The sequence below is a fragment of the Janthinobacterium sp. GW822-FHT07A03 genome (assembly GCF_058798815.1).
Window position 1 is genome coordinate 810,955 of sequence record NZ_JBXAKW010000001.1, and the last position, 22,182, is coordinate 833,136.

At 63.7% G+C, this 22,182-nt stretch carries 18 protein-coding genes and 2 tRNA genes; 12 read left to right on the forward strand and 8 right to left on the reverse strand.

Annotation, left to right across the window (positions count from 1 at the left end; all coding sequences use genetic code 11):
- Window positions 1–115: 115 nt before the first annotated feature.
- From AC1RJW_RS03775 to AC1RJW_RS03785, 3 genes are all read left to right on the forward strand, one after another.
- A tRNA-Cys gene (locus AC1RJW_RS03775) sits at window positions 116–189 on the forward strand.
- Between the two features lie 276 nt (window positions 190–465).
- Window positions 466–1,953 (forward strand): SulP family inorganic anion transporter, encoded by a 1,488-nt coding sequence (locus tag AC1RJW_RS03780; RefSeq protein WP_493043543.1) that lies wholly within the window; start codon window positions 466–468, stop codon window positions 1,951–1,953.
- 67 nt (window positions 1,954–2,020) lie between these two features.
- Window positions 2,021–2,473, forward strand: coding sequence for a hypothetical protein (locus AC1RJW_RS03785; RefSeq protein ID WP_493043545.1), 453 nt, complete (start codon window positions 2,021–2,023; stop codon window positions 2,471–2,473).
- Between the two features lie 54 nt (window positions 2,474–2,527).
- Here AC1RJW_RS03785 and AC1RJW_RS03790 read toward each other — a convergent pair whose 3' ends face one another.
- On the reverse strand, window positions 2,528–4,237 hold the full coding sequence (locus tag AC1RJW_RS03790; protein ID WP_493043547.1) for a methyl-accepting chemotaxis protein: 1,710 nt from the start codon (window positions 4,235–4,237) through the stop codon (window positions 2,528–2,530).
- Window positions 4,238–4,619: 382 nt separating this feature from the next.
- Here AC1RJW_RS03790 and AC1RJW_RS03795 point away from each other — a divergent pair, with 382 nt between their 5' ends.
- The 9 genes from AC1RJW_RS03795 to AC1RJW_RS03835 all read left to right on the forward strand — a co-directional run bounded on the left by AC1RJW_RS03795 (window position 4,620) and on the right by AC1RJW_RS03835 (window position 17,284).
- A complete protein-coding gene (locus AC1RJW_RS03795; RefSeq protein WP_493043549.1) occupies window positions 4,620–6,770 on the forward strand; it encodes a TonB-dependent receptor in 2,151 nt (716 codons plus the stop codon).
- Window positions 6,771–7,064: 294 nt separating this feature from the next.
- Window positions 7,065–10,136 (forward strand): formate dehydrogenase-N subunit alpha, encoded by a 3,072-nt coding sequence (gene fdnG, locus AC1RJW_RS03800; protein ID WP_493043551.1) that lies wholly within the window; start codon window positions 7,065–7,067, stop codon window positions 10,134–10,136.
- 13 nt (window positions 10,137–10,149) lie between these two features.
- Window positions 10,150–11,070 (forward strand): formate dehydrogenase subunit beta, encoded by a 921-nt coding sequence (gene fdxH / locus AC1RJW_RS03805; RefSeq protein ID WP_070313216.1) that lies wholly within the window; start codon window positions 10,150–10,152, stop codon window positions 11,068–11,070.
- Window positions 11,060–11,731 carry a formate dehydrogenase subunit gamma gene (locus AC1RJW_RS03810; protein ID WP_493043553.1) on the forward strand — a complete coding sequence of 224 codons (672 nt, stop codon included), beginning with the start codon at window positions 11,060–11,062 and terminating at the stop codon, window positions 11,729–11,731. The genes fdxH and AC1RJW_RS03810 overlap by 11 nt, the downstream gene beginning before the upstream one ends.
- A gap of 140 nt (window positions 11,732–11,871) precedes the next feature.
- On the forward strand, window positions 11,872–12,927 hold the full coding sequence (gene fdhE / locus AC1RJW_RS03815) for a formate dehydrogenase accessory protein FdhE (RefSeq protein ID WP_493043555.1): 1,056 nt from the start codon (window positions 11,872–11,874) through the stop codon (window positions 12,925–12,927).
- Window positions 12,924–14,333, forward strand: a complete 1,410-nt coding sequence (selA, locus tag AC1RJW_RS03820; protein ID WP_493043557.1) for an L-seryl-tRNA(Sec) selenium transferase — start codon at window positions 12,924–12,926, stop codon at window positions 14,331–14,333. The genes fdhE and selA overlap by 4 nt, the downstream gene beginning before the upstream one ends.
- A complete protein-coding gene (gene selB / locus AC1RJW_RS03825; RefSeq protein WP_493043559.1) occupies window positions 14,330–16,285 on the forward strand; it encodes a selenocysteine-specific translation elongation factor in 1,956 nt (651 codons plus the stop codon). Before selA ends, selB begins: the two co-directional genes overlap by 4 nt.
- A 20-nt stretch (window positions 16,286–16,305) precedes the next feature.
- Window positions 16,306–16,401 (forward strand) — tRNA-Sec (locus AC1RJW_RS03830).
- A 172-nt stretch (window positions 16,402–16,573) separates the two neighbouring features.
- A complete protein-coding gene (locus AC1RJW_RS03835; protein WP_493043561.1) occupies window positions 16,574–17,284 on the forward strand; it encodes a substrate-binding periplasmic protein in 711 nt (236 codons plus the stop codon).
- 14 nt (window positions 17,285–17,298) lie between these two features.
- On the opposite strand, the gene AC1RJW_RS03840 is transcribed toward AC1RJW_RS03835, so the two are convergent.
- From AC1RJW_RS03840 to fur, 7 genes are all read right to left on the reverse strand, one after another.
- On the reverse strand, window positions 17,299–18,039 hold the full coding sequence (locus AC1RJW_RS03840) for a GGDEF domain-containing protein (protein ID WP_493043563.1): 741 nt from the start codon (window positions 18,037–18,039) through the stop codon (window positions 17,299–17,301).
- A 3-nt stretch (window positions 18,040–18,042) separates the two neighbouring features.
- Window positions 18,043–18,441 (reverse strand): DUF1987 domain-containing protein, encoded by a 399-nt coding sequence (locus AC1RJW_RS03845; RefSeq protein WP_475415322.1) that lies wholly within the window; start codon window positions 18,439–18,441, stop codon window positions 18,043–18,045.
- A gap of 22 nt (window positions 18,442–18,463) precedes the next feature.
- The gene (locus AC1RJW_RS03850) at window positions 18,464–19,021 is read right to left on the reverse strand and encodes a SiaB family protein kinase (protein ID WP_070222302.1); all 558 of its coding nucleotides are present in this window, start codon (window positions 19,019–19,021) and stop codon (window positions 18,464–18,466) included.
- Between the two features lie 64 nt (window positions 19,022–19,085).
- Entirely contained in the window at window positions 19,086–20,291 is a 1,206-nt protein-coding gene (locus AC1RJW_RS03855) for a SpoIIE family protein phosphatase (protein WP_493043566.1), read from the reverse strand.
- A gap of 180 nt (window positions 20,292–20,471) precedes the next feature.
- Complete coding sequence (locus tag AC1RJW_RS03860; protein WP_493043568.1) at window positions 20,472–21,062, reverse strand: NAD(P)H-dependent oxidoreductase; 591 nt, start codon at window positions 21,060–21,062, stop codon at window positions 20,472–20,474.
- 73 nt (window positions 21,063–21,135) lie between these two features.
- On the reverse strand, window positions 21,136–21,498 hold the full coding sequence (locus tag AC1RJW_RS03865; RefSeq protein ID WP_493043570.1) for a MerR family transcriptional regulator: 363 nt from the start codon (window positions 21,496–21,498) through the stop codon (window positions 21,136–21,138).
- 69 nt (window positions 21,499–21,567) lie between these two features.
- On the reverse strand, window positions 21,568–22,005 hold the full coding sequence (gene fur / locus AC1RJW_RS03870; RefSeq protein WP_475415326.1) for a ferric iron uptake transcriptional regulator: 438 nt from the start codon (window positions 22,003–22,005) through the stop codon (window positions 21,568–21,570).
- Window positions 22,006–22,182 lie beyond the last annotated feature (177 nt).

Sequence of the window (22,182 nt, forward strand, 5' to 3'; positions counted from 1 at the left end):
GGAGTAGCTCAGTTGGTAGAGCGCAACCTTGCCAAGGTTGAGGTCGAGAGTTCGAGACTCTTCTCCCGCTCCAGTTTTCAAGGTGGGCCGCAAGGCGCATCCAAGCAGTTCCTCTGGCGAGGTAGCAAAGAGGTTATGCAGCGGCCTGCAAAGCCGTTTAGACGGGTTCGATTCCCGTCCTCGCCTCCAGATGAAAAAAATAGCCCACTTTCGAGTGGGCTATTTTTTTGTCTGCGTTTTCGCCAGGCTTTGCCCGCTGTGCATCTTGTATAATGCCAGCAAGCTCAGCGGCGCCGCCTGGCGCCTTGATGAAACTTCCCCTTTCCGCCATACCGATGTAGTCACTGACGACTTTCCTGCTCCGTTCAACCTCCGCGCAGCTTTCTGTGACGCCCGCTGGCATGGCTGCGCCTGATTGGTTCCATCAGGCCGGCATTTCCCTGTTCCGACTTTGGATACGCATCAATGATCAACGCAACTTTTCGGGTAGAGTGGTTCTCGAACATACAAAAAAATGTCCTGGCGGGCCTGACCACCTCGTTCGCCCTGGTGCCGGAATGCATCGCCTTTGCCCTGGTGGCACAGTTGAATCCCCTGATGGGCCTGTATGGCGCCTTCATCATTTGCGCATTGACGGCCATCTTTGGCGGGCGCCCCGGCATGATTTCGGGCGCGGCCGGTTCCATGGCCGTCGTCATCGTGGCGCTGGTCGCCCAGCATGGCGTGCAGTATCTGCTGGCGACCGTGGTGCTGAGCGGCATCCTGATGGCGCTGTTTGGTATCTTGCGCCTGGGTAAATTGATCCGCATGGTGCCGCACCCGGTGATGCTGGGTTTTGTGAATGGCCTGGCCATCGTCATCGCCATGTCCCAGCTGGAACATTTTCGCCTGGCCACGCCGCAAGGCGAAACCTGGCTGCAAGGCACGTCCTTGTACGTGATGGTCGCCCTGGTGGCGCTGACCATGGCCATCGTCTACGTGCTGCCGCGCCTGACAAAAGCCGTGCCGCCCGCGCTGGTGGCCATCCTGGGCGTGGGCGTGCTCAGCCATTTTCTGCACCTGCCCACGCGCACCCTGGGCGACCTCGCGCATATTGCCGGCGGCTTGCCGGCCCTGCATTGGCCCACCGTGCCGCTGGACATGGCCACCTTGCACATCATCTTCCCGTACGCGGCGCTGATGGCCATGGTGGGGCTGCTGGAAACCTTGCTCACATTTAATCTCACCGATGAGATGACGGAAACGCGGGGCCAGCCGAACCGCGAATGCATCGCGCTCGGTGCCTCGAACGTCGTCTCGGGCCTGTTTGGCGGCATGGGCGGCTGCGCCATGATCGGGCAGACCATGATCAACCTGAGTTCGGGCGGCCGCTCGCGCTTGTCCGGCGTCACGGCTGGCGTGATGATTTTATTGTTCATCCTGTTCCTCTCGCCGCTGATCGAACGCATCCCGCTGGCCGCGCTGGTGGGGGTGATGTTCGTCGTGGCGCAGCAGACGTTTGCCTGGGGTTCCCTGCGCGTGCTGGGCAAGGTACCGCTGCAGGATGCGCTGGTGATCGTCGCCGTGACCGTGATCACCGTGTTCACGGACCTGGCGATGGCCGTGCTGTGCGGCATCGTGATTGCCGCCTTGAATTTTGCCTGGCAACATGCACGCGAGATGCGCACCGACATCGATGATGGCAGCTCCGGCGTGCGCGTGTACCTGCCGCACGGCACCCTGTTTTTCGCCTCGACCACGCATTTCCTGGAACTGTTCCAGGCGGCGACCGATCCGGCCCGCGTCATCCTCGATTGCCGGCATCTGCACATGGCCGACCACTCGGCCATCGCCGCCATCGAAGCCTTGTATGAGCGCTATGACAAGGCGGGCAAGCACCTGCAGGTGACGCACCTGTCCAGCCGCAACCAGGCCTTGCTGCAGCGCGCAGGCGTGGATGTGAGCGTGGCGTAAAATAGGGGGAGTCTGATCCGCACGGTGCTCGAAAAGTGCGGAATTGTTGAATGTCTGTGGAGTGTGAATGCTGTCGAACGAACAAGAACAATTATTGCAGCAAAGCCAGACGGCTTTTGATGCCTACTATGACGCGCTGGGCGCGTCGCTGGTCAATTTTGTCGAGCGCCTGGGCATCCAGCCCGCGCACGAAGTGCTGACCAACGCGGCCGAGTACCTGCCGTACATCGATGCGGCCATGCGCACCATCGTCATCCGCGACGAGAGCTGGCAATGGGTAAAAACCATGCTCGGCTACTTTATCGGCGAATACTTCGTGCAGGGGCATGCGGGTTGCTGGTATGTGGAAACGCGGGCCGAATCGCCGCATTTCTGCCGCACCATGGTGGGCGGTTTCGAGCATGGCTTGCCGATGGATGCCGCCGTCGATCCGGAGGCGCTGGCGCTGGCATTCCTGGGGCAATCGGTGCCGCGCGAGCTGGCGAAACTGATTGAGGATGCGCAAGCCAGGCTGTGCTGATGCCTGGCCGTTCGGCATGCGTGACAGTCATTGCCACGCATTGAACTTCACACCTTAAAACTCTTCCCACTCGCCTTCGGCAGGTGCCGTTGCCTTGCTGCTGACGCGCGTCGCGGGCAGGTGCAGGGCAGGGGCCTTGCGGGCTGGCGCGGCCGCCGTTGTCGGCGCGGCCGGCGCGCTGCGCTGCGCCGCCTTGGCGCTGAAGCGGTCGGTGGCCGCCGCGTTGGCGTCCAGGCGGAAGACGCTGACCACCTGCGCCAGTTCGCTCGCCTGTTCCTGCATCGCTTCGGCCGCTGCCGAGGCTTCTTCCACCAGGGCCGCATTCTGCTGCGTCACCTGGTCCATTTCGGAAATGGCCTGGTTGACTTGCTCGATGCCGGCGCTTTGCTCTTCGCTGGCGTTGCTGATTTCGCTCATGATGGACGTGACGAAGCCGATGCTTTGCACGATTTCTTCCATCGTCTTGCCCGCCTTGTCGACCAGGTCCGTGCCCACGTCGACTTTTTGCACGGAATCGTCGATCAAGCCCTTGATTTCTTTCGCCGCCGCTGCCGAGCGCTGCGCCAGATTGCGCACCTCGGTTGCCACGACGGCGAAGCCGCGGCCCTGTTCGCCGGCGCGCGCCGCTTCCACGGCCGCGTTCAAGGCCAGGATGTTGGTCTGGAAGGCGATGCCGTCGATGACAGAGATAATATCGACGATTTTCTTCGACGAGGTATTGATCTCGCCCATGGTGGCGACCACTTCTGCCACCACGGCGCCGCCGCGGCTGGCGATGCCGGCCGCGTCGCCGGCCAGTTTATTTGCCTGGCGCGCGTTGTCGGCATTCTGTTTCACGGTCGAGGTCAGTTCTTCCATCGACGAGGCCGTTTCTTCCAGCGAGCTGGCTTGCTGTTCCGTGCGCGAGGACAGGTCCTGGTTGCCGGCGGCGATTTCCGCGGACGCCGTGGCGATGGTGTCGGTGCCGCTGCGCACCTGGCCCACGATGCCGACGAGGCTGTCGTTCATGGTTTTCAGGGCGTGCATCAGCTGGGCCGTTTCATCGCGGCCCTGCACCGTGATGGTGCTGCTCAGGTCGCCAGCTGCCACGGTTTCCGCCACTTTCACGGCGTCGCGGATGGGGCCGGTGATCGAGCGCGTGATCCACCACGCAAAACCGATGCCCATCAGCACGGCCAGCACGCCCATGGTGATCAGGAAGATGCGCGTGCCGCTGTAAGCCTCGATGATGCTGGCGCCGACGCCGTCGGCCGCCTTGATCTGCATGCCGGCAAAGCGTTTCACTTCGGCCAGGTAGGCCACGGTGATCGGTGCGACTTCCTTCTCGAACACTTCCTTGGCACCGGCCACGTCGCCGTCGGCCTTCATCTTGAAGGCGCGCGCGCGCGTCGTCACGTAGTCGGTGCGCACCTTGCGCACGACCTTGAACTGCTCGATCACGGCCGGGTTGAGCAAGGAGGCGATGATGTCGTCCTGCAGCTTGCTGGAGCGGTCCGCATCGACCTTCAGGTCTTCCTCGATCTTGGCGCGCACGACGGGATCGGTGATCTCGAACGAGGCGACGCCGCGCACGCTGTTGAGTTCAATGATCTTCGACCATTCGGCCACCATGCGCTGGTTCTTGATGCTGGTATTGATCAGGCGGTAAGTCAGGTCGCTGGCCGTTTGCATGCGCACGAGGGCGGTAACGGTCAAGGCGGCAAGCAACAGCAATACGACAGCAAAGCCGACGCCAAGGCGGCTGCCGATGTTCAGGTTTTTCATGTAATTCCTAACAGTTTAATAGTCATGATCGCCGCCGCCAGCAGGGGCGGACAGGCGCCGCAAGGCGCAGGGGATCGGGGTCTTCGGGTGCCGCGTGATGGCTGTGCGGCGCGCCGCGCTGAGCGTGGCGTTGGAGGTGAAGCAGGGGGCATGCCGGTCAGGCTGACCGTTGCCCAGCAAGCCGTAAGTATAGCATTGACACACGGAAATAGTTTCTTACGGCAATTTTAATTATTTTTTGATATTGATTTCCTGTTGCTTTTTTACATCAAGTCCCTCGTCTATAAGTACTATCACTTACATTCCGCCTTACTTTTCCCCGCACTGACTGATAAAATACTAATGATAATCATTCGTATTAAAACATCGACCAGGGAATTGTATGCAGCAACGTCGCAAGCCAGGATGTAAACCGATCACCATCGCCGTACTGGGCGCCCTGACCTTGGGCGCCACGCCATTGGCAGCCTGGGCGCAGGAAAGCTTGCCCGCCGTCACCGTGACGGCGGCCAAGGACAAGGACGGTTATGTCGCCGCCACCTCCGCCAGCGGCACCAAGACGGAAATGGCCCTGCGCGACGTGCCGCAGACGATCAACGTGGTGCCGGCCGCCGTCATCCGCGACCAGAACGCCATGTCGATCCAGGACATCATGAAGAATATCCCCGGCGTGGGTCTGTCCACGGGCGACGGCCAGCGCGACCAGGTGTTCATCCGCGGTTTCACGGCCATCGGCGACCAGTTCGTCGACGGCTTCCGCGATGACGCCCTGTATTTCCGCGACCTGTCGAACGTCGAGCGCCTGGAAGTGATCAAGGGGCCGGCCGCCGTGCTGTACGGCCGCGGTTCCTCGGGCGGCCTGGTCAACCGCATCACCAAGAAGCCGGGTATTGATATCACGGACGTGGCCTTGAGCCTGAGCAACACGGCAGGGCGCCGCGGCGAAGTCGACGTGGGCCGTGTCGGCGAGACGGTGGACTGGCGTGTCACGGGCGCGCGCGAATTGTCCGACAGCTACCGCGACCAGCAATTCATCAACCGCACGGCGCTGGCGCCAACCGTGGCTATCCGCCTCTCAAACGCGACGAAACTGCTGCTGCAGGGCGATTACCTGGAAGACCGCCGCCTGACGGACTTCGGCATCCCGTCCTACCAGGGCCGTCCCGTCGCCGTCGATGCGGGCACCTATTATGGCGCCGCGAATGCCCGCGACGCCGATTTCAGCCAGTCGCGCGTGGTCTCCACGGCCGCCACCCTGACGCACAAGTTCAGCGATAGTTTGTCGCTGCGCAATGCCTTCCGTTACTACGATTACCACCTGGACCGCAACAACACGAATATTTCCGGCAACGTCAACGAAGTCAAAGGCACGATGAGCCTCGGTCACGCGAAGCTGAACCGTGACGAGAGCGGCTGGTTCAACCAGACGGAACTGACGCAAAAGCTGGTCACGGGCAGCCTGCGCCACGAAGTGCTGTACGGCGCCGAGTTCGGCAAGCAGAACAAGGATGCCAGCAGCTGGGCCTCGACCGTGGTGGCGACGAATGTGTCGATCTTCCATCCCGTCCTGCCGCAGGTCGACCGCAGCAAGCTGGGCGCGCGCAGCGATACCTTCGGCACCTATGACACGGCCGCCGCCTACGTGCAGGACGCCATCAGCTTCAGCGACGAGTGGAAGGCGCTGGCCGGCCTGCGCTACGACCGCTACCAGCAGCAGTCGCGCCTGGCCAATGCGCTTGGCGTGACGACGGCGGACCTGTCGCGCACGGATTCGGCCTACAGCCCCCGCGCCGGCCTCGTCTGGCAACCGGGCGCGGTGCAATCGTACTATGCGTCGTGGAGCCGTTCCTTCCAGCCCAGCGGCGAGAACTTCGCCTTGGCCGCCAACAATGCCGACCTGGCGCCGGAAACCACGCGCAACACGGAAGTGGGCGCCAAGTATGACCTGTGGGGCGGCCGCGCTAACGCCACCGTGTCGCTGTTCCGCCTGGAGCGCGACAATATCAAGACCAGCGACCCGATCACGAACCGCATCGTGCCCGTCGGCACGCAGCGCACGGATGGCCTGGAGCTGACCTTCAACGCGGACTTGCACGATGGCTGGAAAATGATGGCCGGCTATGCCTATCTGGACGCCACCATCACCGATTCCATCGCCGTCGACCGCAGCGTGAATGCGCCGGGCACGACGACGGCCAGCTCCGTCGCCATCAAGGGCAAGCGCGCTACCTTGACCGCGCGCAATACGGCCAACCTGTGGCTGACGAAGGACCTGGGCCACGGCTTCACGGTGGGCGGCGGCGCGAATGCCGTCGGCAGCCGTTTCGCCAATCCGGGCAACACGGTCGTGCTGCCCGGCTATGTGACGGCCGACGCCATGGCCGCGTACCGCACGGGCCGCTATGAAGTGCAGCTGAACGTCAACAATCTCGGCGACACGCGCTACATCGTGTCGGGCCACGGTTCCAGCCCGAACCTGAGCTTGCCGGGTGCGCCGCGCAACGTGGCGCTGACCTTGCGCTACAGCCTGTAAATTAGCTTGCAAGTTCGGTCCCATCCATAAAAAAAACCCGCTCGCGAGCGGGTTTTTTCATTGGCGGGCGCTGCGCAGGAGCGGGACCGGCAGGCTGGCATTGTTTAGAGGAATTGTTCGGTACCGATAAAATAATGTTGACTATGTGCAATTTTTTCCGGCGGACTAAGCCTTGATGAGGTTTGAGGGGTAAAATGGGGTCATGCGGCACAGGCATGGTGCTTATATCTTAGTGATATGACACTGCGATGACGCCGTATGACTTTTTATTTACTCACATCATAGAGGTCTGATATGGTTCAGATATCCAGGCGCCAGTTCCTTCGGGTAACTGGCGCCACGATTGCTGGCTCCAGCCTCGCCTTGCTCGGTTTCGCGCCGGGACAGGCGTTGGCAGAGGTACGGCAATACAAGCTGGCTCGCACGACCGAGACCCGCAATACCTGTCCTTACTGTTCCGTTGGCTGCGGCGTCCTGCTGTATGGACTGGGCGATGGCGCGAAAAATGCCGTCTCCAGCATCATCCACGTGGAAGGCGATGCCGATCACCCGGTGAACCGCGGCACGCTGTGCCCGAAAGGCGCCAGCCTGGTCGACTTCATCCACAGCCCGAACCGCCTGAAAGTGCCCGAATACCGCGCACCGGGCGGCACGGAATGGCAGCCGATCTCCTGGGATGTGGCGCTCGACAAGATCGCGCGCCTGATGAAGGATGACCGCGATGCCAACCTGATCGAAAAGAATGCCGACGGCAAGACCGTCAACCGCTGGCTCTCCACCGGCATGCTGGCCGCGTCCGCCGGCAGCAATGAGGTCGGGTATCTGACCCACAAGACAGTGCGCAGCATGGGGATGCTGACCTTTGATAATCAGGCGCGTGTATGACACGGACCGACGGTGGCAGGTCTTGCCCCGACGTTTGGCCGTGGCGCGATGACGAATCATTGGGTCGATATCAAGAATGCCGACGTGATCCTGGTCATGGGCGGCAATGCAGCAGAAGCACATCCTTGCGGATTCAAATGGGTAACGGAAGCGAAGGCGCATAACAAGGCCAAGCTGATCGTTGTCGATCCGCGTTTTACCCGTACCGCATCCGTGGCAGATTACTACTGCGCCACGCGTACCGGCACGGACATCGTCTTCCTCGGCGCGATCATCAATTATCTGCTGACGAACGACAAGATCCAGCATGAGTACGTGCGCAACTACACGGACATGCCTTTTATCGTGCGCGAAGACTATGCGTTCGAGGACGGCCTGTTCTCGGGTTTCGACAAGGAAAAAGGCAAGTACACCAACAAGGCCACCTGGGATTACGAGATCGGCGACGACGGCTACGCCAAGGTCGACCCGACCCTGGAACACCCGCGCTGCGTCTACCAGATGATGAAAAAGCACTACTCACGTTACACGACCGAGATGGTCGAACGGACGTGCGGCGTGTCGGCCGACAAGTTCCACAAGGTGGCGGAAGCTTTGGCTTCGACCGCCGTGCCGGGACGCGCCGGGACCATCCTGTACGCGCTGGGCTGGACGCACCACTCGACGGGCGCGCAGACCATCCGCACGGGCGCCATGGTGCAGTTGCTGCTGGGTAACATGGGTATCGCGGGCGGCGGCATGAACGCCTTGCGCGGCCACTCGAACATCCAGGGCTTGACCGATCTGGGCCTGATGTCGAACCTGTTGCCAGGCTACATGACCTTGCCGAACGAGGGCGAGCAGGATTTCGACGCCTATATCGCCGCGCGCGCTACCAAGCCGCTGCGGCCGAACCAGCTAAGCTACTGGAGCAATTACCGCAAATTCCACGTCAGCTTCATGAAGACGTGGTGGGGCGACTTTGCCACCGCGGACAATAACTACGCCTTCGACTACCTGCCGAAACTCGACAAGCCGTATGACTTGATGCAAGCCATCGAGAACATGCACCAAGGCAAGATGACGGGCTATATCTGCCAGGGCTTCAACGTGCTGGCATCCGCGCCGAACAAGCAGAAGGTCACGGAAGCGCTGTCGAAGCTGAAGTTCCTCGTCATCATGGATCCGCTGGCCGTGGAAACGGGCGAATTCTGGAAGGCGCACGGGCAATACCACGAAGTCGATCCCACCAAGATCATGACGGAAGTGTTCCGCTTGCCGACCAGCTGCTTCGCCGAGGAACGCGGTTCGCTGGTGAGTTCCTCGCGCGTGCTGCAGTGGCACTGGCAGGCGGCCGAACCGCCGGGCCAGGCGCGCAGCGACCTGGAGATCATGTCGGGCCTGTTCTTGCGCATGCGCAACATGTACAAGAAAGAGGGCGGCAAGTTCCCCGATCCTATCGTCAACCTGACGTGGAATTATGCGCAGCCGCATAACCCGCAACCGGAAGAAATCGCCCGCGAATTCAACGGCAAGGCGCTGGCCGACTTGTACGATCCGAAAGATCCGACCAAGCTGCTGGTGAAAAAGGGCGAACAGCTGGCTTCGTTTGCGCAATTGCGCGACGACGGCACCACCACCAGCGGTTGCTGGATCTTCGCCGGCAGCTGGACGCAGGCGGGCAACCAGATGGGACGGCGCGACAATAGCGACCCGACCGGCATCGGCCAGACCCTGGGCTGGGCCTGGGCGTGGCCGGCGAATCGCCGCGTGCTGTACAACCGCGCCTCGTGCGACCTGAAGGGCAAGGCCTTCGATCCGACCCGCAAGTTGATCGAATGGAATGGCACGAACTGGAGCGGGGCCGACATTCCCGACTTCAAGGTCGACGAACCGCCGGAAAACGGCATGGGGCCGTTCATCATGCTGGGCGAGGGCGTGGCGCGCTTCTTTGCGCGCGGCGCCATGGCCGAAGGACCGTTCCCCGAGCATTACGAGCCGTTCGAAAATCCGCTGGGCTACAACCCCATGCATCCGAAAAACCCGCAGGCGACCAGCAATCCGGCCGCGCGCGTGTTCGCCGATGACCGGAAGATGTTCGGCACGCATGAGGAATATCCGCATGTGGCGACCAGCTACCGTTTGACCGAGCATTTCCATTACTGGACCAAGCATGCGCGCCTGAACGCCATCATCCAGCCGCAGCAATTCGTCGAAATCGGCGAAGAGCTGGCCAAGAGCATCGGCGTGGTGGCTGGCGGCGAAGTGCGCGTCAGTTCCAAGCGGGGGCACATCATCGCCAAGGCCGTCGTCACCAAGCGCATCAAGGCTTTGATGATCGAAGGCAAGCCGGTGCATACCGTGGGCCTGCCGCTGCACTGGGGCTTTACGGGCGTGGCCAAGCCGGGGTATCTGATCAATACCCTGACGCCGGGCGTGGGGGATGCGAATTCGCAAACGCCGGAATTCAAGTCCTTCCTCGTGAAGGTGGAAAAAGCATGATGGGAGCTCAATAATGGCACTGCAATCCTTAGATATCCGGCGCCTGTCGGCCACCACGGTAACGCCGCCGCAAGGGCGCAGCCCGGTGACGGGCACCGTGGCCAAGCTGATCGATGTGTCGAAATGCATCGGCTGCAAGGCTTGCCAGACGGCGTGCATGGAATGGAACGACTTGCGTGACGAAGTCGGCGAAAACCATGGCACCTATGACAATCCGACGGACCTGACGCCGCAATCGTGGACGGTGATGCGTTTTGCCGAACACGAAAACAACGACGGCAACCTCGAGTGGCTGATCCGCAAGGATGGCTGCATGCACTGCGAGGACCCGGGCTGCCTGAAAGCCTGTCCGGCGCCGGGCGCCATCGTGCAATACACGAATGGCATCGTTGATTTTCATCAAGAAAACTGCATCGGCTGCGGCTACTGCGTGGCCGGCTGTCCTTTCGACGTGCCCCGCATTTCGAAAAAGGACGACCGCGCCTACAAGTGCACCTTGTGTTCGGACCGCGTTGCCGTGGGCCAGGAACCGGCCTGCGTGAAAACCTGTCCGACGGGCGCCATCGTGTTCGGCACCAAGGAAGACATGAAGGTGCATGCGGAAGAGCGCATCGTCGACCTGAAGTCGCGCGGTTTCGAAAACGCGGGCCTGTACGATCCGCTGGGCGTGGGCGGCACGCACGTGATGTACGTGCTGCACCATGCCGACAAGCCGAAGCTGTATTCGAACCTGCCGGAACGCCCGCGCATCAGCCCGATGGTGGGCTTCTGGAAGGGCTGGTCCAAGCCGCTGGCGGTGGCCGGCATGGCCGCCACGGCACTGGCAGGCTTCTTCCATTACACGCGTGTCGGTCCGAACGAAGTGAGCAAGGACGAAGAGCACGAGGCGCTGGAAGAGGCCAAGCGCATCCGGGAGGAACAGCATGAAGCATAGTGAACTTCACGATGGCAAGCTGCGCGACAAGGATGGCAATCCCTTGATCGAACGCTACAACCCGAACGAGCGCACGAATCACTGGGTGACGGCCATCACCTTCGTCATGCTGGCCCTGTCCGGCCTGGCCATGTTCCATCCCTCGATGGCGTGGCTGGCCAACCTGTTCGGCGGCGGGCAATGGACGCGCATTCTGCATCCGTTTGCCGGCCTGGTGATGTTCGTCTCGTTCGCGATCCTCGTGGTGCGCTTCTGGCACCACAACAAGTTCGAAGACGGCGACAAGCAGTGGCTGAAACAGATGGACGACGTGCTCAACAACCGCGAGGAAAAACTTCCGAAGATCGGCAAATACAATGCCGGCCAGAAGATGCTGTTCTTCGTGTTGCTGGCTTGCATGGTGGGCTTGCTGCTGTCGGGCATCGTGATCTGGCGCGCGTATTTCGCGTTCTATTTCCCGATCCCCGTCATCCGCGCCGCCGCCTTGCTGCATGCCGTGTGTGCGTTCGGCATCATCTGCGCCATCATCGTGCACATCTATGCGGCGATCTGGGTCAAGGGCTCGATCGGCGCCATGATGCGCGGTACCGTCACCTACGGCTGGGCGCGCAAGCACCATCCGAAGTGGTTTGAGGCGGTGATGCGCAACAGCAAGGATTAAGCTGACGCAAGCGACACCCTGCTGCAAGAGCCGGGGCCGGTCCCACAGGATCGGCCCCTTTCTCTTTATCGATTAAAATACTTTTATAGCACAGCCGTATCCGCTGGCTTTGCCTTGCCTTTTTTGATGGGAAAACTCCATTGGTACAACGTATTCTTCAGCCAGGCGAAATCGAAGGCCTGGACCACAACGCGATTCCGCGCCTGCTGCTGCCGCAGCCTGACAGCCTGTTCAAGGCGCGCGCCCTGCGCTTGCGAGAGTTGGCGCAAGGCAATATCAAGGGCATCCCCGTCGACGCGGGCATGCAGGGCTACCTGGTGCTGATGGCCGCGCTGGCCGATGCGCAGGCCGCCGTGGTGGGAAAACTGGCGCCCGGCGCCGTGCCTGCCGCCGACCCCGATGCGCTGCGCCGCGCGATCCAGCACCGCATGCCCGTGCTGCCCGTCAGCGGCGCCCGTCCGCCCGTCTGGCGCGACATCTTCGCTAGCCTGCTCGATGAACTGGCCGCCACGGCGGCACGCCAGCCGGCCCTGTCCGGCGGTCTGACGCAGGTGCTGGCGCAATTGCGCGCGCTCGACGCGCCAGCGCTCGATGCCTGCGCCGATGCCGTGCTCGATGAAAACGGCGACAACCTCAATCCCATGCACGCGCCGTTCGTCGCGGCCGCGCTGCAAATCCTGTGGTCGGTGTCGGCCAGCGAACTGCGCGCCGCGCGCGTGCCGGACCTGGAAACGGGCACCTTGTGCCCCGTCTGCGGTTCGCACCCCGTCGCCAGCGTGATCCGCATCGGCGGCCAGTCGCAGGGTTACCGCTACCTGCATTGCGGCATTTGCGAAAGCGAATGGCATATGGTGCGCGTGAAATGTTCGACCTGCGAACAAAATGGCAAGATCGCCTACCAGGGCCTCGATGCGGCCGACGCCGCGCCGTTCGACCCCGTGACGGCGAAGGACGACAAATTGCCCAACAAGGCGAATGATCCGAAAAAGGTGGCGCGCGCGGAAACCTGCGACGATTGCCATACTTATCGAAAAGTCTTCAACCAGGAACACGATTACAACGTCGAGCCCCTGGCCGACGACCTGGCCAGCCTGATGCTCGACCTGTTGGTGGGCGAAGCGGGCTACCAGCGCGCCAGCGGCAATCCGCTGCTGTGGCTGGGGAAGAGCGAAAGCGGCGAGGGCCAGCAAGCATGACGACGGGGCAGACCGTGCGCCTGCCGTCGGTCGACCGCATCCTGGGCGACGCGGCTTGCCTTGAGCTGATTGCGCACTACGGCCGCGTGCAGACCCTGGCCTGCGCGCGCGCCGTGCTGGCCGACCTGCGCACCGCCATGCTGGCGGGGGCAGTGTGCGAGGAGGGGGCATCGATCGCCGCCATCGTCGCGCAAATGGCGGAACGCCTGCAGGCGCAATCGCGCTCGCAGCTGCGGGCCGTGTTCAACCTGACGGGCACCGTGCTGCACACGAACCTGGGCCGGGCGCTGCTGCCCGATGCCTCCGTGCAAGCCGTGGTGGAAGCGCTGCAGTGGCCGATGAACCTGGAATTCGACCTGGAAACGGGCAAGCGGGGCGACCGCGACGACCTGGTCGAGGAATTGCTGCGCGAACTGACGGGGGCCGAAGCGGCCACCATCGTCAACAACAATGCGGCCGCCGTGCTGCTGATGTTGAATACCCTGGCGCAGAACAAAGAGGTCGTCGTCTCGCGCGGCGAACTGGTGGAAATCGGCGGCGCCTTCCGCATCCCCGACGTGATGACGCGCGCGGGCGCCGTGCTGCGCGAAGTGGGCAGCACCAACCGCACGCACCTGGCCGATTACGCGAATAGCGTGAATGAACACACGGCCTTGCTGATGAAGGTCCATTGCAGCAATTACGCGATTACCGGTTTCACGAAAAGCGTGGAACTCGACGAACTGGTGCCGCTGGCGGCACAACATGGCGTGCCCACGGCCGTGGACCTGGGCAGCGGCACTTTGCTTGATCTGGCGCAATACGGCTTGCCGCATGAAACGACGGTGCGTGAAACCATCGAGGCGGGCGCCGACCTGGTGACCTTCAGCGGCGACAAGCTGCTCGGTGGCCCCCAATGCGGCGTCATCGTCGGGCGCGCCGACCTGATCGCGAAGATCAAGCGCAACCCGCTGAAGCGCGCCTTGCGCGTGGGCAAACTCACTCTGGCGGCCCTGGAGCCGGTGCTGCAGCTGTACCGCGCGCCCGATTTGCTGGCCGAACGCCTGACCACCTTGCGCCTCTTGACGCGCCCGGCCGCCGCCATGCGCGCGCAGGGGCATACCCTGCTGCCGCTGCTGCAGGCGGCGCTGGGCGCCGCCTATGTGGTCACCGCCGAAGCGGTGACAAGCCAGATCGGCAGCGGCGCCTTGCCCGTCGGCCAGCTGCCCAGCTTTGGCCTGGCCGTCCGCAGCGCCCCCGGTTCGCGCCTGAGCAATCCGCTGGGCGTGCTGGAACAGCGTTTGCGCGCCTTGCCGTGTCCCGTGATCGGCCGCATCGGCCAGGACACGCTGTGGCTCGATTTGCGCTGCCTGGAAGCGGCGCACGAGACGGCTTTCATCGCGCAGCTCGACGAGTTGTCCGCATGATCGTCGGCACCGCAGGCCATATCGACCATGGCAAGACGACCCTCACCCGCGCGCTGACGGGCGTGCACACGGACCGCCTGAAGGAAGAGCAGGCGCGCGGCATCTCGATCGAGCTCGGTTATGCCTACCTGCCGCTGGCGGACGGCACGGTGCTGGGCGTGATCGACGTGCCGGGCCACGAAAAATTCATCCGCACCATGGCGTCCGGCGTGACGGGCATCGACTTCGCCCTGCTGGTGGTGGCGGCCGACGATGGCATCATGCCGCAGACGCACGAGCACCTGGCCATCCTGCAGCTGCTGGGCGTGGCGCGCGGCGCCGTGGCGCTGACCAAGATCGACCGCGCCGACAGCGCCCGCGTGGCGCAGGTGGAGGCGGACATCGAGGCGCTGCTGGCCGGCACGCCGCTGGCGGGCAGCCCGATCTTCCCCACCGCCGCCAATCGCGACAGCGATGCCGGCGTGGCCGCCTTGCTGGCGCACCTGACGCAGGCGGCGCGCAGCCTGCCGCAACGCGACGAGCGCCGGCTGTTCCGCCTCGGCGTGGACCGCGTGTTCACCTTGTCGGGGCAGGGCACCATCGTCACCGGCACGGCGCTGGCGGGACGCGCGCAGGTGGGCGACATGCTGCAGCTGGCGCCCGGCGGCGCGCCGGCGCGCGTGCGCAGCATCCATGCGCAGAACCGCGCGGCCGAGACGGGCATGGCGGGCCAGCGCCTGGCGCTGAACCTGGCCGGCATCGACCGCGAGCGCATCGAGCGGGGCAACTGGATCGTCGCGCCGGCACTGGCGCAATGCTCCGAGCGCCTCGACGTGGAACTGACGCTATTGCCCGACGCCGGCGTGCAGCTGAAAGCCTGGTCGCCGCTGCACGTGCACCTGGGCGCGGCGCACCAGCTGGCGCGCGCCGTCATGCTCGATGGCGAAACCCTCTCGCCGGGGCAGACGGGCAGGGTACAGCTGGTGTTCGACGCTCCCATGCACGGCGTGCCGGGCGACCGTTTCGTCGTGCGCAATGCGCAAGCGACGCAGACGGTGGGCGGCGGCATGGTGCTCGACCCGTTCGGCCCCGCGCGCAAGCGCCGCAGCCCGGCCAGGCTGGCGTGGCTCGATGCGCTGGCGGCGTTTGTCGCGCACGGCGACTATGCGGCCCTGCTGGCGCAAAGCCCGCTGGGGCTGCGCGAGTCGCTGCTGGTGCGCCTGTCGCTGCTGCCGGCGAACGCCCTGGCGCTGCCACCCGACACGCGGCGCATCGCCCTGCGCGGCGACGACGCCCTGCTGCTGGCGCCGGCGGCGTTGCTGGCGCTGGAAGAGCGGGTGCTGGCCGCCCTGGCGGTGTTCCATGCGCGCGCGCCCGACGAGGCGGGACCGGAACTGTGGCGCCTGAAGCGCATCGTCGACGCGGAGATGGAAGACGCCTTGTGGAGCCAGCTGGTCGAAGGCTTGCTGGCGCGCGGCGAGATCCTGGCGCGCGGCGCCAGCCTGCACTTGCCGACGCACAGCGTGGAACTCACGCCGCAGGAGCAGGCGATGGCCGAGTCCTTGCTGGCCGCGTTGGAGCAGGGGCGTGCCGATCCTCCCTGGACGCGCGACCTGGCGCGCGACTTCGGCCTGGCCGAGGATGAAACGCGCCGGCTGTTGCGCAAGCTTGCCAAGGCAGGGCAGATCAGCCAGGTCGTGCACGACCTGTTTTATCACCAGGCGGCGCTGGCCGGGCTGGCGCAACTGGTGCGGGAGCTGGCGCGCAAGGCGGAAGAGGAGGCAGGCTTGCCAGCTGGCAATGGCGCCGTGGGCGCGGCCACTTTCCGCGACGCCAGCGGCCTGGGCCGCAAGCGGGCGATCCAGGTCTTGGAATTCTTCGACCGCGTCGGTTATACTCGCCGTGTTGGCAATGGGCATCTATTACGCCCGCAGGCGCTATGGTCCTACACCGCAGCCTTGCCCAACAGCTAAGTACTTAGCTCAGGCACCGCGGAAAGCACACTCATCCGGTGATGTGGCCGGGCTTCAAACCCGGTGGAGGGCGTCAGACGTTCTCCCGTAGGTTCGACTCCTACTGTTTTCCGCCAGTTGTCTTTCTCGCCATCTTCCCCTTGCATGCTGATCCCGGCGTTGGCCCTGAGCCACGTTACGGAAAAATAATGATTTAATTGATAATGTTCAGCCATGGCCGACGGGGGCCGATGGTACCATCGGGCAGGTGGCAGGGATGCGTATCCCCTGTGGTAGAAGAAGGCAAGCATGAAACAAGCAAGCATGGCATGGCTGCTGGCAGCGCTGTTGCTGCCGGCGGCGGCCGGGGCGGCGGGCCTGCGCATCGTGGGCGAGCACTTGCCGCCGTCGAGCATGATGGAAGGCAATACTGTCGTGGGACGCGAAACGCTGAAGGTGCGCGAGATCATGGCGCGCGCCGGCATCGGCTATACGATGGAACTGCTGCCGTGGAAGCGCGCATATGCGCAGGCGCTGCGCGAGCCTGACACCTGCATCTTTTCCACCACGCGCACGCAAGAGCGCGAAGCGCAGTTTCGCTGGATCGGCCCCCTCAACGAAGCGGAATGGATACTGTATGGCCTGGCCGAGCGGCATCTGGCGCTGCGCACCCTGGCCGATGCGCGCGGCCTGGTGATCGGCACGGTGCTGGGCGACGCGCGCGACGACTACCTGCGCCAGCACGGCATGAACGTGGCGCCCGTCACGCAGGAGTGGCTCAATCCGCAAAAGCTTCTGCTGGGGCGCATCGACCTGTGGGCCGTCGGGCTGGCCGCGGGCAGCAAGCCTTTCGTCGGCAAGGAATGGGAGGGCAAGGTGGTGCCCCTGCTGACCTTCAACCGCGTGCAGACTTACCTGGCCTGTAACCTCAAGGTGCCCGAGGCGCAGGTGGCGGCCATGCAGCGCGCGGCAGCGGCCATGCGCCGCGACGGCAGCATGGCGCGCGAACAGCTGCGCTGATTCCACGCGCTGACTCAGCTCTCCAGCCACTGGCGCACGCAGTTGCGTCCCTCGCGCTTGGCCTGGTACAGGGCCTGGTCGGCATGGCTGTAGGCCGTTTCGAAGGCGGTGCCGGCGCGGTTCCAGCTCAGGCCCACGCTGACGGTGATGGCGCGCGTGATGGGTGCCGCATGGCGCTGGCGGCCGACCGTCTCGCAGATGCGCTGCGCGATGTGCGCCGCCTCGTCGCGCGAGGAGGTGGGCCAGACCACGGAAAATTCTTCGCCGCCGACCCGGCCGATGGCCGTTTCCTGTCCCAACAACCCTTTTAAACAGTCGACCACGGCCTGGATCACGCCGTCGCCGGCCGGGTGGCCGAAGTCGTCGTTGACTTGCTTGAACAGATCGATATCGAGCACGATCAGCGCCATGTCGCCCTGCGCCAGGCAGCGCGACGCATGGTCGATCACGGCGCCGCGGTTCAGGGCGCCCGTCAGCGGGTCGTGCGTGGCGCGGTATTCGAGCTGGCCGGCCAGCGTCTGCAACTGGCGGTTCAGCAGATGCATGTCGCGCTCGGCGCGGTCGCTGCGGCCGATCAGGCGGCGCGTCTCGCGCATCAGCCGCTCGTAGTGAACGATCAGTTCACCGAGCACGCGGCGCTGCGCTTCGCCGCTGGCGTGAAGGTCGGCGTGCATGCGGCGCGCTGCGGCCAGCGCCGCCGCTTCCACGGTGAACAGGTCGGGCTCCGGTCCGGCCTCGGAGATGGCGGCGCGCATGTTCTAGCTGCCCTGCACGGGATGGTCGTGGAAATCCAGCGCCGTGAAGTCCTGCTGCAGCTCCTGGCCGAATTCCAGGATGGTGTCGTCGTCCTCGTCGTGATACCAGTTCAGGCGCACCTGGTTGCCGTCCACGGCCGCCTGGTTCAGGGTGTCGAACAGGGTAAACAGCATCTTCGTGCTGGAGCTGTTGAAGTAGGCCAGCGAGACGTTGACGGTGATGGCTGCTGCGCGGCAGTCTTCCAGGTAGGCGCGCACGGCGGCGATCAGCGGGCCATAGAAGGCGGCCGCGTTTTCCGGGTACGACTCGCCCTTGATCGACAGGGTGTGCTGCTCGAAACGGAAATCGATTTCGGGCGAACTCGGGGTCGCGGCGATGAACAGTGGTGACGGTAATTGCATATGCTTTCCTGAGTCGGCTCTTTCAAATGATGGCTTTGATGCAGAAGATGGTGTGGCCAGGTTCCTGTGGGTCCTGGACGAATTCGAATTCCAGCGGTTCGCTGGCGTCGCGCGCCATGGTGAGAAAACCCAGGCCCGCGCCCTTGCTGTCGGACGGCGCTTCTTCGCGCAGTGCCTTCTTGTAGGCGAGGCGGATTTCTTCCATCGTCATCGTGTGCAGCGGCTCCAGGCGGGCGCGGATCTGCGCCACGTTGTCGGTCGAGACGGGATTGGCGCACAGCAGAAAAAAACTGTCGCCGCGCGTGCCGATACAGAACGAGCCGCGCCGCATCTGCTGGTCCAGCTGCGCGTCGGGCGTCAGGCTGTCGGCCGAATAATGCATGATGTTTTGCGACATCTCAATGAACGAGGAGAAAATGCGCCGCCGCGTGGGTCCGGCCGCGCCGGCCGTATCGAGGCGCGCCTTGATGGTTTCGGAAATGGCGCTGACCACGTGCTGCGAGAAATAGCCCACGTAAAAAAAGATGATGTTGCGCTTGCGCGCCACGTCCCAAAACTCGTTGAATTCTTCGTACAGCACGTCCGTGCTCCTGGCTAGCCGGTGACCCGGTTTCTTGTTGATAAGGTGGTTCGATGGCGCCCGACTACAGGCGGAAACAGAAAAAGGTCAGGTCGTCGCGGCGCGGCTGTTTTCCCTGCCAGGCGGCGCTGTCCTGCAGCAGCGCCGCCGCCACGTCGCCGGCTGGTGCGTCGCGCCGCACCAGCAGCTGCTCGCGCATGCGCCGCTTGCCATAGGCGATGTCGCGTGCGCCGCCGATCTGGTCGAGCAAGCCGTCGGTGGTGATGAACAGCAGGCTGCCGGCGGGAATGTCGGGCGTCTCGTTGTGCCAGCAGTAGCCGGCCGGAGTGTCGACATAGCCGACGCCCATGCGCGCGCCATCGATGGCGCGCACGGCCTCTTCGCCCGGGGCCACCACGTGCAGCGCCAGTTTCGCCCCCGCGAAACGCAGGCTGGCGCTGGCCGTGTCGTAGCATAAAAAGGCGCAATCCATGCCGTCGTTCGAGCCGGCGTGGCCGCTGTCGGCGCCGTCCTGGCCCAGCAGGGTCTTGATGGCGCGGCTGACGGCGCCGATCAGGGCGGCGGGATCGCGCGGCCCCCGTTCGCGCAAGGCCTGGCTCAGGGCCGACGAGGCGATCAGGGTCATGAAGGCGCCCGGCACGCCGTGGCCGGTGCAGTCGGCGATGGCGGCGAACCAGCCCCCTTCGTGGCGTTCGAAAAAGTAGAAGTCGCCGCCGACCACGTCGCGCGGCTGCCATTCCAGGTGGGCGTCGGGCAGGGTGGCGCGCAATTCCGCATCGGAGGTGCGCAGCAGCGCGCGCTGGATCACGCTGGCGTAATCGATGCTGTGCATGATTTGCCGGTTCTTTTCCGCCTGCATGGTGGCCACCACGTTCATCAGCTGCAAGCCGAAGCCCACGCCGGCCAGCGCGCCGTCTTCGGTGATGATGAAGCCGTCGGCCAGCGCCTTCTCTCCCGCTTCCACGGCGCGGAAGGTGAGGTCTTCGATGCTCATGGCGCCATCGACGATCAGCGGTTCCTTGTCCATGAAGGCGATGCAGCTCTTCTTGCCGTACACCTCGTGATAAAAGGGCTTGGACATCTGCGACATGAAGATATTGCGGCTGATCAAGCCAATGGGCTTTTGCTGCTCCGTGACGGGCAGGCTCATCATGTCGCGCCGCTCCGTGAACAGTTCCAGCACGGCGAAGTTGCTGGCGTCGGCCTGCACGGATTCCGTGGGAATGCACAGGTCAAGCGCCACGGACGTGCGATAACGGGGAAGATGCAATCGAGAAGCGTTGAACTCCACAGCGGCTACCTTTACATGACGATCGGACCCTTGTTGTCGCGAGAGCAAGGCGACTGACAAACAGGCAATATCATCATGGTAGCCTTGGAATATGACGTCTTGATTACCGGCTTGTCAAAACCGTATGCAAGATGGCTGCATGGCAAGCCATTGCCGGCCCTACAGGCGCCGGGCCAGCGCCTGCGCCTGCTCCAGCCAGCGTGTGCGCTGCGCTTCGGTGGAATCGATCATGGGGCCGAAGCTGGCCACCTTGACGGGCTTGACGCCGCAAAATTCCAGGGTCGTCTTGCGCAGCTGGTGGATGCCGGGCATGTGGTAGACCCAGCGGAAATACCAGGGTGGCGTATCCATCGCTACCAGCAGCTGCGCCGTGCGGCCCTTCAGCAGCTGTGCCGGGAAAGCCTTGCCCGGGCGGTATTTGAAGGCAAAGCCGGGCAGGAAGATGCGGTCGACAAAGCCTTTCAGCAGGGCCGGCGCGCCGCCCCACCAGATCGGGTAGGCGAACACCAGGTGTTCGGCCCAGCTGATGGCTTCCTGCGCCGCCAGCAGGTCCGGCTCCAGCGGCTGCACCTGGCGGTAGCCTTCATGCAGGTTCTGGTCGAAGTCCAGCTGGCCCAGGCGCAGTTCGCGCACGGTATGGCCTGCGCTGCGGGCCGTGGCGGCGTAGGCTTCGGCCAGGGCGGCGCAGAAACTGTCGCTGGACGGGTGGCCGAGGAGAATCAATATGCGCTTGGGTGTCGTCTTGGTCATGATGCAGGCTGTCCGTTAAAGAAGAGCTTGCATGCTAAAGTCTGCCCCTAGTGGCAGAGTCAAGCGCGAAGTGTCAGGCTGCCTGCAGTTGCTGGCGCGCCAGGCAGTCGCGGATTTCCGTGTCGATGTCGGCCAGTTGCGCATCGAGCTGGCGCAGGCGGGCGATATCCTGCCGCACCTGCGCGCGCTTGGCGGCGATGTGCTGCGACAGCGCGGCCCAGTCCGTATCGTCGCCGGCCAGGACGGGCAGCAGTTCGGCCAGGCGGAAGCCCAGGACCTGCGCCCGGCGTATCAGTTTGACTTGCGCCAGGTCCTGCTGCGTGTAGATTCGGTAGGCGCCGGAACGGCGCACGTCGCCCAGCAAGCCCAGCGCTTCATAGTGGCGCAAGGCCTTGGGCGAGGTGCCCGCCAGGCGGGCGATTTCTCCGATGTACATGGGTGATCCTTTCTCGAGCGTGAGCGAATCTTACCGCAAGGCAGTGGCGCCCAGGCGGCCCAGGCATCGTCAGACCCGGCGCGGCGGGATTTTCTTCGCCGTGCACTCGGCGCAGGTGCCGTACAGCGACAGCGCGTGCTCGTGCAGCACGAAGCCCCGCTCGGCGGCGATCTCGTTCTGGCGCAGTTCGATGCCTTCGTCGACGAATTCATCGACCTTGCCGCAACCCGTGCAGACCAGGTGGTCGTGGTGCTGGCCTTCATTGAGTTCGAAGACGGCATGGCCCGATTCGAAGTGCCGGCGAAACAAAATGCCCGCTTCGGCAAACTGCATCAGCACGCGGTAGATGGTGGCCAGGCCCACGTCGATCTTTTCGGCCAGCAAGAGTTTGTAGACATCGTCCGCACTCAGGTGCTTGATCGTGCCTTCCTGGAACAGCTGCAGAATCCGCAGGCGGGGGATGGTCACTTTCAAGCCCGATTCACGCAGTTCCCTCAATATATCCATGTCTCCCATTCCTTTTTATTATCGCCTGAGCGAGCGCTTAAGCGTGAACCTGCATTATATCGCAAATGATAATCATTACCATTCTCATGTGTGCGCTGGAAATAGTATGCCGGACGGGCAGGCGGTAATCCAGTGACATCGGCGCAAGTGGCGATTGCGTGGCGGGCAACCGTACCG

Bases quoted from the DNA above. Each gene is read 5' to 3' on its own strand.
- AC1RJW_RS03790 (WP_493043547.1), bottom strand. From the start codon at position 4,237: ATGAAAAACCTGAACATCGGCAGCCGCCTTGGCGTCGGCTTTGCTGTC.
- selB (WP_493043559.1), top strand. From the start codon at position 14,330: ATGATCGTCGGCACCGCAGGCCATATCGACCATGGCAAGACGACCCTC.
- AC1RJW_RS03795 (WP_493043549.1), top strand. From the start codon at position 4,620: ATGCAGCAACGTCGCAAGCCAGGATGTAAACCGATCACCATCGCCGTA.
- selA (WP_493043557.1), top strand. From the start codon at position 12,924: ATGACGACGGGGCAGACCGTGCGCCTGCCGTCGGTCGACCGCATCCTG.
- AC1RJW_RS03785 (WP_493043545.1), top strand. From the start codon at position 2,021: ATGCTGTCGAACGAACAAGAACAATTATTGCAGCAAAGCCAGACGGCT.
- AC1RJW_RS03840 (WP_493043563.1), bottom strand. From the start codon at position 18,039: ATGCGCGCCGCCATCTCCGAGGCCGGACCGGAGCCCGACCTGTTCACC.
- AC1RJW_RS03810 (WP_493043553.1), top strand. From the start codon at position 11,060: ATGAAGCATAGTGAACTTCACGATGGCAAGCTGCGCGACAAGGATGGC.
- AC1RJW_RS03845 (WP_475415322.1), bottom strand. From the start codon at position 18,441: ATGCAATTACCGTCACCACTGTTCATCGCCGCGACCCCGAGTTCGCCC.
- AC1RJW_RS03860 (WP_493043568.1), bottom strand. From the start codon at position 21,062: ATGACCAAGACGACACCCAAGCGCATATTGATTCTCCTCGGCCACCCG.
- AC1RJW_RS03780 (WP_493043543.1), top strand. From the start codon at position 466: ATGATCAACGCAACTTTTCGGGTAGAGTGGTTCTCGAACATACAAAAA.
- fdxH (WP_070313216.1), top strand. From the start codon at position 10,150: ATGGCACTGCAATCCTTAGATATCCGGCGCCTGTCGGCCACCACGGTA.
- fur (WP_475415326.1), bottom strand. From the start codon at position 22,005: ATGGATATATTGAGGGAACTGCGTGAATCGGGCTTGAAAGTGACCATC.
- AC1RJW_RS03835 (WP_493043561.1), top strand. From the start codon at position 16,574: ATGAAACAAGCAAGCATGGCATGGCTGCTGGCAGCGCTGTTGCTGCCG.
- AC1RJW_RS03865 (WP_493043570.1), bottom strand. From the start codon at position 21,498: ATGTACATCGGAGAAATCGCCCGCCTGGCGGGCACCTCGCCCAAGGCC.